The sequence below is a fragment of the Hymenobacter coccineus genome, from assembly GCF_001816125.1.
GTDB classification, from domain to species: Bacteria; Bacteroidota; Bacteroidia; order Cytophagales; family Hymenobacteraceae; genus Hymenobacter; species Hymenobacter coccineus.
The window spans coordinates 1-12,182 of sequence record NZ_MDZA01000051.1 but is presented as its reverse complement, the minus strand read 5'-3'; the positions used below and the strand labels follow the sequence as shown (position 1 = coordinate 12,182).

The window sequence follows — 12,182 nt, the reverse complement described above, 5'->3', positions numbered from 1 at the left end:
GGGGGTAAGCAGCACTCTCACGGGGCGCATCATTCAATTGCGAGATAGCGCGGCCGTGCGGAGCAGATCCCGGTTACTCAGATTGGGGCGGCTAACACTGGAGAGATGCTTCGGCTGCGCTCAGCATGACCGTTTATTTCACATCAGCCGGCCGTTCAATGTGACGTTTTACTCGGCTTCCAACTCTACTTCTTCAGCCACAAATTCGCCGACGGCTTCGTAGTAGAGCGTGTTGCAATTTTCAGGGCTCAAAACCTGGGTGGCGGCGGTACGCACGGCGGCCACGTCCACGGCCTGGATGCGGCGGCTCTCGTCGTTCACCAGGTTGGCGTCGCCGAGGAGCTTGCTGTAGGCCAGGTTGAGGGCCCGGTGCAGCAGGTCGATTTCGCCGAACACCAAGTGGCTTTCGGCTTGGTTCTTCACCTTGTCCAGCTCGTGGGCGGCTACGTCGGCGGCCACAAACTCGGCCACCACGGCTTCCACGGCGGCGTTGGCCTCTTGCAGGCTCACGCCGGCGTTTAGCTTGCCGCTCACCACGAGCAGGCCCGCGTCGAGGGCCCCGGTGAGGGAGGCCGAAATGTTGTTGAACAGGGCCAGCTCCTTCACCAGGCGCTGGTGCAGGCGGCTTGATTTGCCGCGGCCCAGCATGTCGGCCAGCAGGTCGGCGGCGTAGTAATTGTCGTCGCGGCGGGCGGGGGCGTGGTAAGCTTTGTAGAGGGCCGAGAGGGGAACGGGGGCCTGCACGGTTTGGCTGCGGGCCTGGGTTTGGGTGGGCTCCTGGGGCAGGTCGCGCACGTAGGCGGGGCCCCCGGCAATGGGCCCAAACCACTTCTTGGCCAGGCGCTTGGCTTCATCAAAAGCCACGGCGCCGGCCAGCACCAAGATGGCGTTCTGGGGCGCGTAGTGCTTGTTGAAGAAGCCGCGCACGTCGTCCATCACAGCGTTTTCAATGTGCGCAATTTCCTTGCCGATGGTGTTCCACTGGTAGGGGTGCACCTGGTAGGCCAGCGGCATCATTTTCAGCCACACGTCGCCGTAGGGCTGGTTGAGGTAGGTTTGCTTGAACTCCTCGACCACCACCTTGCGCTGCACCTCTAGGCCGTTTTCCGAGAACGCCAGGTTCAGCATCCGGTCCGATTCGAGCCAGAAGCCGGTTTCGAGGTTGGCGGCGGGCAGCGAGAGGTAGTAATTGGTGACGTCCTGCGAGGTAAAAGCGTTGTTTTCGCCGCCCACGCGCTGCAACGGCTCGTCGTAGCTGGGGATGTTCACGGAGCCCGAAAACATCAGGTGTTCAAACAAATGCGCGAAGCCCGTGTGGTCGGGGTCCTCGTCGCGGGCCCCCACGTCGTACATCACGTTCAGCACGGCCATGGGCGTGCTAAAGTCTTCGTGCACAATGCAGCGCAGGCCGTTGGCCAGGGTGAATTCTTGGAAATTAATCATTATAAAGTGGGTCAGGCTAGTGGGCGCAAACTTACGGGGCCCTGGTTTCAATGGGCCCTTAACAGCAGAAAAGGCAAAATGGTGTACGGCCCAAGCCGGGAGCTGGCTGCGCCGGCTCAGAAGGAACCCCGCACGCCCACTTGCCACACGCGGGCCACTGGGTACACGCTGGCGTCCTGGCCGGCAAACAGTGGCGCACTACCGCCGCTGCTCACGTTGGGGTCGAAGCCCCGGTAGTGGCCGGTCACGAACAGGTTTTGGCCGCCCACCCACACGCTGGCCCGCCGGGGCCCCGTGGGCAGCATCTCGTAGGCCAGAGTGAGCTGGGTGAGGCGCACGTGGTTGCCACTTTCCAGGGCTTGGCTGCTGGTGAAGTACGACTGCCGGGCCCCCGGCTGGGGCACCGAGGCGTCTTGGTGGGCCGGGGTCCAGTAGTCGAGGGCCCGCGGCGAGCTGTTAGCGAACCCGGTGGGCGTATCCAGGGCGCTAAGCGTGGAATTCAGCAGTTGGTAGCCGAAAAGGCCGTCGATCTGGGCGTCCAGTTGAAACCGGCGAAGGCGTAGCTGCTGGTAGAGGTCGAGGGTGTAGCGGGGCAAGCCGCTGCCCTGGTAGTGGCCGTCGAGGTAGTCCACCTGGCCGTCGTTGTTCACGTCGCGGTAGCGGAGCTGCCCCGCGTTGGGCGAGCCGACGGGGTAGGTGCCCTCGGGCTCGTACACGAAGAAGCGCGCCAAGGGCTGGCCGGCTTCCAGGCCAAAGATGGGCGTGTTAGTCGTGAGCGAATTCACGGTTTCCACTTGGTTGCGGTTGGTAGCAGCGGCCAGGCTGGTGGTGCCGGCCAGGGGCCCTAGCTGCCAGGTGCCGTTCAGCGTCAGCTCCAGGCCTCGGTTGAGCAGCGTCACGTCGGGGGATAAATAATAGAAGTTTTGGCCCGAGCCGGATTGGAAAGGTGCCGAAGAAACCAGCATGGTTTGGGCGTGGCGGGTGCGGCGCTGGTAGGCTTCGGCATCGAGCGTGAGGTGGCCGCCGAGTACGCCCAGGCGCAGGCCCGCGTCGTAATGAGTGGTGAGGTCGGGGGCGTAGTACGCCCCGGTTTTGCCCGCGCCGGCCCACAGCGTCAGATCGCTCAGGCCCGTGGCCGCGGCTAGGAAAGCTTCCTTGTTGGCGTGCCAGCTGACTTGGCCCCCCGGAAACCAGCGGTACTCGCTATGGCTGTAATCTTCGCTGAAAACCGCGTCGGTGCGCAGCGAGCCCTGTACCTCGTAGCGCCCGTCGTAGGTGTAGCCCACGCCCACCGCCGGGCTGTGCACGCCGTTGCCTTTTACGGCTTCTTGGTAGCCGCTTCGGAACGAGTAATACTGAGGAGGAGCGCTGGGCAGGGTGTTGGATTGCAGGGTGTAGTATTCATCATGCCCCAACGCCCATCCGAATTGCTGGCGCAAGTAAGTGAGCGACGCTGAGAGGGCGTGCCGGTCGGCAAACGTGCGGTGGTAGCGCAGGGCCGCATCGGCCACCCAGTTGTGCGAAGTGGTAGTGGAAGTGCCGGTTTCGACTAGGTTTGGCGCCGGGGCCATGATGTCGTCGGGCGCGTAGCCTAACTCCCGGGCATCGGCCTGTTCGCGGCTGCCGCGCACGCTTAGGCTCAGCGCGTCGCTGAACTGGTAAGTGGCACTCAGCTGCACGAGCAGGCGGCGGGTGCGGGGCGCGCGAGTAAAAAACTTGAACTCGCGCAATGGGTCGATGTAATACGGGCTGCCGCCCGTGCGGCCCGTTGGCTCGAGGGGCGGGGCCAGCAGGGCCCCCTGCAACAGGGGCCCCGCGTCGGGCTCGGTACCGGCGTAGTGCGCGTCCGTTTGGCCCGCGCTAGCCTTCAGCCCCAGGCTGAGCTTGGTGGTCAGCTGCTGGTCGAGGTTGAGGCGCAGGTGGTAGCGGCTCAGGTCGGAGCCGTCCACCACACCGGCCTGGCGCAGGTAGTCGGCCGAGGCGTAGTAGCGGGTGTTGCCGTGGAGGCCGTCCACGCTCAGGTGGTGGCTCTGGACGCCCGCCACCCGCAGCACCTGGTCTTGCCGGTCCGCCTCGCCCAAGTTGTTGAGGGCGGCAGCCGAGTACGCCGGGGGCTGGCCGTTGTTGGCCGCCGCCGCGTTGGCCAGCTCGGCGTAGGCGCGGGCCCCGAGTACTTTGTAGCGCTGGCGCACCTGCTGCACGCCGCCCCAGCCGGCGTAGCGCACCCGCAGCGGCTGGGGCCCGGCCTGCCCGTCGGCCCCGCGCCGGGTGCTGATGAGCACGACGCCGTTGGCTCCCTGCATCCCGTAGCGGGCGGTGGCCGCCGCGCCCTTTAGTATTTCCACCTGCTCCACGTCTTCCACCGGCACGTCCAGCAGCGGATTGGCGGTGGGCGTGTGGGGCGTAATGCCCGCGTAGAAGCTGCCGTTGGCGGCAGATGGGTACTGATTGCGGTAAAAGGCCTCCGCGCCGCTCCACTCCTCAGGCGTCACCTCGGTGTTGTACACCGGCACGCCGTCCACCACGTACAGCGGCTGGCTGTTGCCGGTCACGTTGCTGCTGCCCCGGATGCGCACCGCCGCCCAGGTCCCCGGGGCCCCCGAGAAGGGCGTGTACTGCACCCCCGCCACCCGGCTCAGCGCCGGCTGAATGGTGGGGAAAGGCGGGAAGACATAAGGATGGGTTTCTCTAACGGCCGGGTCGTTGGTGAGGCCATGTCTCAATAAGGCAAATCTGGATGTGTCAGGCGCTGTTTTAGTAAGAGTATCGATTTGCTGCGCTTGAGCGGCGGTTGTTAAGAGAATACTTGCGAGTAGAAATCGGGGCATAATAAGGGAATAAATAAGTATAGAAGGAAAGGGTTACGAAGGTAGATGCCGTAGCCAGCTATATTCCACAGCCAGGGCCCCCAAGCCTCATAATTTATTCACCTTATCCGGGAAATTGGCCGCCGCTACCTTTGCCCCCGTCCGCCCACCCTGCCTTCCCATGACCTTCGACCGCCGCGACTACGCCAACGACACCCTGCTGCACCTGTACCGCGAGCTGCTCAAGCCGCGCCTGATTGAGGAAAAAATGCTGATTCTGCTGCGCCAGGGCAAGGTCAGCAAGTGGTTTTCGGGCATTGGGCAGGAGGCCATTTCGGTGGGCAGCACCCTGGCCCTGGAAGCCGACGAGTACATCTTGCCGCTGCACCGCAACCTCGGAGTGTTCACGGCGCGGCAGGTACCACTGGCGCGGCTGTTTGCGCAGTGGCAGGGCAAGCCGCTGGGCTTCACCCGGGGGCGCGACCGCAGCTTCCACTTCGGCACCAACGAGTACCACATCGTGGGCATGATTTCGCACCTGGGGCCCCAGCTGGCCGTGGCCGATGGCATTGCCCTGGCCGATGTGCTGGACGAAAAGCCGCGCGTCACGCTCACGTACTCGGGCGACGGCGGGGCCTCGGAGGGCGACTTCCACGAGGCCCTGAACGTGGCCGCGGTGTGGCAGCTGCCGGTCATCTTCCTGATCGAAAACAACGGCTACGGCCTCAGCACGCCCTCCAACGAGCAGTTCCGGTTCAAGTCGTTTGTGGACAAGGGCCCCGCCTACGGCATGGAGGCCGTGCAGGTGGACGGCAACAACGTGCTCGACGTGTTCGACACCATCCACCGCCTGGCCGTGGACCTGCGCCAAAACCCGCGCCCCGTGCTGGTGGAGGCCCTCACCTTCCGCATGCGCGGCCACGAGGAAGCCAGCGGCACCAAGTACGTGCCCGCCGAGCTGCTCCAGGAGTGGGCCCAGAAAGACCCCGTGGACCGCTACGAAAAGTGGCTGCTGGCCGAGGGCATCCTCACCGAAACCGCCCGGCACAGCGTGCGCGAGCAGTTCAAAAAGGAAATCGAAGAGGCCCTGGCCGAAGCCGATGGGGCCCCGGGGCCCACCGCCCACACCGGCCGCGAGTTGGCCGACGTGTACGCGCCCTTCGTGCCGGATGCGTCGTTGGAATTAAAAATCAATAGTGAAAAATTAAAAGCTGGGTCCCCTGCTGCTGAGCCAGATAGCGAAGGCGATGCATCGGCTGGCGCGGCCCGCGCAACCAAAGGCCTGCGCTTCATCGACGCCATTTCCGACGGGTTGCGCCAGAGCATGGTGCGCCACCCCGAGCTGGTGCTCATGGGCCAGGACATTGCCGAGTACGGCGGCGTGTTCAAGATCACCGAGGGCTTCGTGGCCGAGTTTGGCAAGGGGCGCGTGCGCAACACGCCGCTCTGCGAATCGGCCATTGTGGGGGCCGGGCTAGGTCTGAGCGTGCGCGGCAAAAAGTCGATGGTGGAAATGCAGTTCGCCGATTTCGTGACCTGCGGCTTCAACCAAATTGTGAACAACTTGGCCAAGAGCCACTACCGTTGGGGCCAGGCCGCCGACGTGGTTATCCGCATGCCCACCGGCGCGGGCACCGCCGCGGGGCCCTTCCACTCCCAGAGCAACGAGGCGTGGTTCACCCACGTGCCCGGCCTGAAGGTGGTGTACCCCAGCAACCCGCACGACGCCAAGGGCCTGCTCTGCGCCGCCTTCGACGACCCCAACCCAGTGTTGTACTTCGAGCACAAGCTGCTCTACCGCAGCCTCAGCGGCCCCGTGCCCGAAGGCTACTACACCACGCCCATCGGCGAGGCGGCTCTGGTGCGCGAGGGCTCCGAGCTGAGCATCGTCACCTACGGCATGGGCGTGCACTGGGCCCTGGCGGCCTGCGACGAGCTGAACATCAACGCCGACATCCTCGACCTGCGCACCCTACTGCCCTGGGACACCGAAGCCGTGCGCCGCACCGTGGCCAAAAACGGCCGCCTCCTCGTGCTGCACGAAGACACGCTCACCGGGGGGCTGGGCGGCGAAATCGTGGCCTGGGTGGCCGAGCACTGCTTCCAGCACCTCGACGCCCCCGTGCAACGCGTAGCCGGCCTCGACACGCCCATTCCATTTGCCCCGCCCCTGGAAGCCGACTTCCTGCCCCAGCAGCGGCTGAAGGAGCGGCTGATGTGGCTGCAAGGGTATTGAGTTTTATAGCGCTTCCGTTACCGCCTCGGCTGGCGTGAGTACGCGCAGCGAACTGCCGCGAAAGCCCTTCGGGTCGCGGGTGATAATGGCTTCGATAGCGGGAACCGAAGCCGCTGCGAAACTTTGCAGTGCGTCCTCAAAATCTGTGAAGCCGGCGGCCAAGGACTTTCGAATTGTGTTGCTATCTACCGCGATGATTTGCACCAATGCTGATGATTTGACCAATTTATCAGTGCATTCAGCCGGCGTGTTGTCCTTGCGCAGGGTGTAATAAATGTGGCTGAATGACAGGCTAGCAACGCAAAGAGTAACCCGGTCCTCAACCGATGCCTGAAACAGTTCAGCGGCGGCCACTGCAAAAACTCCCTGATGGGTTAGAAAGTCGATTATTACGTTGGTATCAAGGAAAAAATACCTCATTTGCTGTAACGTTCCAGCAAAGCTTCTGTCAGACTTTCCTTATAATCGAAGTTGTCAGGCACTTTCAAGGAACCAAACAATGCCTGTACGGCCGGCGAAAGAGTTGGCGTTGTAGCTGCTGGTGAAGTGCTAGTTCTAAGCATCGTTTCGACTAGCTCATCTAAGCTTCTGCCTGTCGCTTGGGCATAAGCCTGAGCTTGTTCCACAACTTGGGAATCGAGTGTGAGGGTGAGGTTGGTAGACATGGCGGTGAGAATTTTGGCTGAGGAAGATACGAAGAACAACGACTGCAAGGGTATTAGGGCCCCCAGCCCCTATTCTTCCAGCACTAACTGCTTGCCCGGCACCTCCTGGTGGTAATCAGCAATGACTTGACGCAGAATCTGCATGTCTTTAGGGCAAGCTTGGGCGAACGTTTCCCAGTTTTGCAAGACCACGCAATCCGGCATTTCGACCACGGCGATAATGGCATCCCAAAAAGCATCCCAACTCACGCCGTACCAATTCGGAAATCCTAGCTGGCTTTTCATCAGCATGTGAAAACCCGCTTTGGTGTTGACGTTGGTGAGGTCGATGGTCATTATTTGCATTCTGTTTACGACAGCTATTGCTTAGAACCATTGTCTGTCAATTCAGCATCTGTAACCCGCTTCTTCAATAATTCAAATATTAAATATTGGCTGCTGCCTGAAATATGATTTTTCTTGCCAGTGGCTAAAAACTGCTTGGCTTGTTGATACTGTTTTAGATTAAGCCGAATCATGATTATTTCTTTTACCTGCTCTAAGTTGTTGTAATCAGGATTTGCTAGCAATTGAGATAGTCGTTCTTGCATTTTCTTTAACGCTTAACATATATCGCAACGAACTCGCTCAGCTTGTACCTTAAACACTAATTTTTCATAATAGTGAGCTTGTTCTTCTTTCAAAAACTGGAATATTATGCCGCAGTCACGACAAATTATTTGCTTGTCGAAATATGCGAAATGAGGCGCGAAGTCGCAGAACAACTGACGCTTTGGTTTGCCTTGGAATGCACGTTTTTGTTGAAGGCAGATATCACAAGCCCAATCAACCCTGTTCTTTTGCGCATCAAGCCAATATAGGTTACCAATTATATTTCCGCCTGAGGTGCCGTAATATTTGTTCGGTACATCTTGAGAAATCTGACTGATAAACACGGAGCATTCAGATTCAGGCTGCAACTCGCCGCAACATGGACACTTTAGTGGTTTAAGTTTTCCTGTCTTATTCATCTCAGAATAAATAACCAGTTCAATTTTTTAGCAACAGAGTATGCTTGATATTGGAATGTAGAATCTGCCCTCACCCCGCCGTATCGGCCACATCATCGCCGTCGTCCACCATTACGCGGGCTAGTTTTTCGATATTTAAGCTGCGGGCCGAGGCGTCGAAGATTTCGCGGTAGGTGCCGCGTTGGTCGTAGAGTTCTTCGTGGGTGCCGCTTTCCACGGCGCGGCCTTGCTGCATGACGTAGATGCAGTCGGAATCGACGATTTGGGCGAGGCTGTGGGAAATGATGACCACGGTGCGGCCCTGCTTGATGGCTTCGAGCGAGTTCTTGATTTGCTCGGTGGCGATGGCGTCGAGCGAGGCGGTGGGCTCGTCGAGGAAGATGATGGGCGGGTTTTTGAGGAACAGCCGGGCGATGGCGATGCGCTGCTGCTGGCCGCCCGAAAGCTGCTGGGCATCGGATTGGTACTGCTTGGGCAGCTGCATGATCTGGTCGTGCAGGTAGGCCTGGCGGGCGGCGGCCTGGATTTGCGCCAAGTCGGCGTCCATCACGCCGTAGCGGATATTTTCCTCGATGGTGCCCTTGAAAATGTGGTTTTTCTGGAGCACCAGGCCGATTTGCTGGCGCAGGGCGTGGGTGTTGTAGTCGGCCAGGGGCTGGCCGTCGAGCAACAGGGCCCCGCGGTCGGGGGCGTAGAACTTGCAGAGCAGGTTGATGACGGTGCTTTTGCCGGCCCCGCTGAGGCCCACTAGGGCGGTGGTTTTGCCGGCTTCGATGGTAATGTTCACGTCGTGCAGGGCCTGGGTGCCGCTGGGGTAGGTGAAGTCGACGTGGCGCAGTTCGAAGGTGCCGCGCAGGTGGTCGGGCAACAGGGCCCCCGTGGGCTCGGTGGCGTCGGCGGCGTCGAGGATGTCGAAGAAGCCCTCCGAGTAGGTGAGGGCGTCGTTCATCTCGTCGTAGATGCGGTGCAGCTGCCGGATGGGCGCCGACACGTTGTTGAACAGCAAGATGTGGAACATGATGGCGCCGATGGAAATCTGCCGGTCGAGCACCAGGTAGGCCGTGAGCACGATGATGAGCACCACGCCGATGGATTCGGTGAAGGTTTTCAGGCCGTCGTAGCGGAAGTTGACCTTGCGGGTTTCGAGCTGCGCGGCCTGCAAGTCTTGCTGCAAGCGGGTCTGCTTTTCTTCCTCGTAAGCCTCGCGCACGAAGCTTTTGATGACCACCGCCGAGTCGATGAGGTTGACCAAGCCCTGGCTTTTGGCCTCGCGCAGGCCGCGCAGGGCCCGGCGCGAGCCGTTGAGTCGGTCGGCCTGCCGGTAGCTCAGCCAGAAGTACACGGGCAGCACCGCCACGGCCACCAGGCCCACGTACACGTTGGCGAAAAACATAATCACCAGCGCCACCACGGCGTTGGCAAACAGCGGCAGGATGTCGATGAAGAAGTTTTGCACCAGCTTCATCAGGCTCTCTACGCCGCGGTCGATGCGGGTTTGGAGCTTGCCGGTCTGGTTGCCGTTGTCGGCGTAGAAGCCCAGTTGGTAGCCGAGCACCTTGTGCACCGCGTCTTCCGAGAGTTGGGTGGAAACGTTGATGCGGATTTTCTCGCCGTAGTATTTCTGCCCGAACTGGACGCTGGTGTTAATGATTTCCTTGCCCAGCAGCAGCGCGCTCACGGCCAGCAGCAGCGGCAGGCCCTGCGCCAGGCCCTGGTTGCGGTTCAGCAGGCCCTGCACCGTATCCACAGTGTAGCGCAGCACAAACGGGTTCACCTGGGCCGCCAGCGAGCCCACCAGCGTCAGCAGCAGCGTGCCGAAAACGAGGCCCCGGTACGGCCGCACGTAGGGGTAAAGACGGCGAATTATCTCCCAAAGGCTCATAAGCAGGCAACTACGGTGTAGCGGTAGCTGCGTTAGACGAGGGCAGGCGGGATGGGGTTATTGTAAACAAGGCCAATATTTGAAAGTTGCCTTTTAATTAAATAACTTGGGTTAATTGTTCCTTAACCCCGAGGAGATTCTGCGGATCAATAGTTATTGAATTACCTCTAACAGAAATTAATGTATAGCTTCGAAGATTTTCAGGAGTTAATACCACTTCCTTATTGAGAAGGGTAGAAACTTTGCCCATGTATTTCATCAGTTCATTAAATGCTTCTAATGAATGAAAATCGTTTGGCTCTAAGTCGTTTTCAATCTCATCTTCACCAAAAAAGTGAGCATTGATCTGAATTGGACCGATAAAGACTCTGACAGTTGATTTGTATTCACTATTATCCCATTGACTTGAAATCGTTTGAAGATTTATTTTATCTTCAGATTTATCATTTTCAGGATCGTAGAAACGCACCTCATAATTATTGTTTACAAATTCTCCCCACTTATTCCAATCTTCTCTACTTGTGTCATGCACGTACAAATCGCACAAGCTCTCGTCAGCTTCAAAGAGTATACTTCTCGTGATTTCCCAATTCATAACTGATGGTGCCCTTAAGTAAGTGATGCGCTAATAATTACCGTTTCTCCTTCAGAAACTTCAGCAGCGCGGGGAAATAATGCTGGGGGTCGTCCCACATGGCGAAGTGGGAGCCGTTGGGGCAAATGTAGACTTGGCTATGGGGCATTTGCTGGTGCATATACGCGTAGGCCGAGGGGGGGATGAAATCATATTGGGCCCCCAGCAATAGGGTAGGGGTGCGGATGGTGGTTAGGCGGGCGGTGAAATCCCAGGTGGCCATGAAGGGGAAGATGGGGGCCCGGTCGGCTTTGTTGATGTGGGCGAGGTTGCGGGCGTAGGGCCCCGGCTCCTGGCCTTGAGGGAGGCGCAGCATGTGCTGGTGGAAGAATTCGTCTTGCACGGGCTTGGTTATCAGGGGCATCATTTTGCTGTCGCCCTGCAGGCTGTCGGGAGCGGCGGGCCGGCCGTGGCGCTGCTGGCGGATGATGTCGGCGTAGAGGCCGAAGCGGTACTTGTTGTAGATGGGGGCGCTGTAGCCCATGTTCGACACGATGAGGCCGCGCAGGTGCTTGGGGTAGCGGGCGGCGTACTCCAGTGGCCTGGGCCCGGGCCAGCCAGGATAGTAGGAATAGGAGAAGGGTAAAGGCAGCGCGGATGGGCATTGGGTGGGGTAATAGTAGTGAATGGGCGACGGGGAACCTCACCCCCGGCCCCTCTCCAAAAGAGAGGGGTGCCAGTACCTGATGCTCTTGAAAGTGCTTTCTTGGTAATCGTTGGACGCACCCCTCTCTTTTGGAGAGGGGCCGGGGGTGAGGTTCCCCAGGTGCGCATCCTAGGGGACCTAAACCTCACAGCTGGAACCGTTTCGTGACTTGCGTGGTGAAACTGTTGTAACCGGGGGCGGCCACCATATTGGCGGGCAGGGGCTGCGTTTTGGCTTCGGCAGGCAAGCCCAGGCTGCGGTCTTTGGCGGTGATTTGCAGCCGCTTGGCGTCGCCGGGTCCCAAGTCAAACTCTACCACGAGGCCCTGGGGGCCCGGGGCGAGAAAGGTGAGCCCGTTGTAGCCGGTGCTTGAAACCAGCAGGGCAGGGGCTACCGCGTGGCCTGCCACCCGCAGCCCGTTTAGCTGAACGCTCGGCCAGCTGAGGCGCAGGCTTACCACGCCGGGGCGGGCGGGGCGCACTTGCAGGCGCAGGCGGCGGCCGGTGGGCAGGGTGGTATCGGCCAGCACCGTGACGGTGGGCGGGGCCAATGCCAGCCGCGGGGCCCCCTGGTGCAGCACCGGCAGCGTCACTCCGGGTAGTAATTCGGGCAGGGGCCCCACCGTGGGCGCGGAGAAAAACTGCCGCGTCCAGGCATCCGGCCCGGCCATGCTGCTGAGCCAGTAAGCTTGCCCCCGGTTGGCGTCGAGGGTGTAGAAGACGTGCGTTTGCTGCGGGTGCTCGGCCGTGGGGCGGCTGGTGGCGTGGCCCGCGGCCAGGGCCCCCAGGGCCACCGCAGCGGCCAGCAGCGGCAGGGCCCATCGGGGGCCCGGTGGCCTCGGTGCGGCCCCAGGGCGGGC

General features: G+C 60.5%; 11 protein-coding genes and 1 pseudogene. 1 reads left to right on the top strand and 11 read right to left on the bottom strand.

The window, feature by feature from the left end; translation table 11 throughout:
- Positions 1-168: 168 nt before the first annotated feature.
- Positions 169-1,443, bottom strand: coding sequence for a M16 family metallopeptidase (locus tag BEN49_RS04215; RefSeq protein WP_070741219.1), 1,275 nt, complete (start codon positions 1,441-1,443; stop codon positions 169-171).
- A gap of 116 nt (positions 1,444-1,559) precedes the next feature.
- Positions 1,560-4,166: a TonB-dependent receptor plug domain-containing protein gene (locus BEN49_RS04210; RefSeq protein WP_158022748.1), complete on the bottom strand. Its 2,607-nt coding sequence runs from the start codon at positions 4,164-4,166 to the stop codon at positions 1,560-1,562.
- A 265-nt stretch (positions 4,167-4,431) separates the two neighbouring features.
- On the opposite strand from BEN49_RS04210, the gene BEN49_RS04205 reads away from it, so the two are divergent.
- Positions 4,432-6,486 carry an alpha-ketoacid dehydrogenase subunit alpha/beta gene (locus BEN49_RS04205; protein WP_070741207.1) on the top strand — a complete coding sequence of 685 codons (2,055 nt, stop codon included), beginning with the start codon at positions 4,432-4,434 and terminating at the stop codon, positions 6,484-6,486.
- Positions 6,487-6,489: 3 nt separating this feature from the next.
- Here the strand turns inward: BEN49_RS04205 and BEN49_RS04200 are convergent, their stop codons facing one another.
- The 9 genes and pseudogenes from BEN49_RS04200 to BEN49_RS27595 form a co-directional block, all read right to left on the bottom strand.
- Positions 6,490-6,906, bottom strand: coding sequence for a type II toxin-antitoxin system VapC family toxin (locus BEN49_RS04200; protein ID WP_070741198.1), 417 nt, complete (start codon positions 6,904-6,906; stop codon positions 6,490-6,492).
- Positions 6,903-7,151: a DUF6364 family protein gene (locus tag BEN49_RS26575; RefSeq protein ID WP_125916499.1), complete on the bottom strand. Its 249-nt coding sequence runs from the start codon at positions 7,149-7,151 to the stop codon at positions 6,903-6,905. Before BEN49_RS26575 ends, BEN49_RS04200 begins: the two co-directional genes overlap by 4 nt.
- Positions 7,152-7,220: 69 nt before the next feature.
- Entirely contained in the window at positions 7,221-7,487 is a 267-nt protein-coding gene (locus tag BEN49_RS04195; protein ID WP_158022747.1) for a barstar family protein, read from the bottom strand.
- Between the two features lie 23 nt (positions 7,488-7,510).
- Positions 7,511-7,741 carry a hypothetical protein gene (locus tag BEN49_RS26570; RefSeq protein ID WP_125916497.1) on the bottom strand — a complete coding sequence of 77 codons (231 nt, stop codon included), beginning with the start codon at positions 7,739-7,741 and terminating at the stop codon, positions 7,511-7,513.
- A gap of 12 nt (positions 7,742-7,753) precedes the next feature.
- Positions 7,754-8,161: a zinc-ribbon domain containing protein gene (locus BEN49_RS25315; protein WP_083325760.1), complete on the bottom strand. Its 408-nt coding sequence runs from the start codon at positions 8,159-8,161 to the stop codon at positions 7,754-7,756.
- A gap of 70 nt (positions 8,162-8,231) precedes the next feature.
- On the bottom strand, positions 8,232-10,043 hold the full coding sequence (locus tag BEN49_RS04185) for an ABC transporter ATP-binding protein (RefSeq protein WP_070741190.1): 1,812 nt from the start codon (positions 10,041-10,043) through the stop codon (positions 8,232-8,234).
- 97 nt (positions 10,044-10,140) lie between these two features.
- A complete protein-coding gene (locus BEN49_RS26565) occupies positions 10,141-10,638 on the bottom strand; it encodes a hypothetical protein (protein ID WP_125916496.1) in 498 nt (165 codons plus the stop codon).
- 37 nt (positions 10,639-10,675) lie between these two features.
- Positions 10,676-11,170, bottom strand: coding sequence for an alpha/beta hydrolase family protein (locus BEN49_RS04175; RefSeq protein WP_125916495.1), 495 nt, complete (start codon positions 11,168-11,170; stop codon positions 10,676-10,678).
- 298 nt (positions 11,171-11,468) lie between these two features.
- Positions 11,469-12,182, bottom strand: a pseudogene (locus tag BEN49_RS27595) (hypothetical protein); the annotation flags it as partial.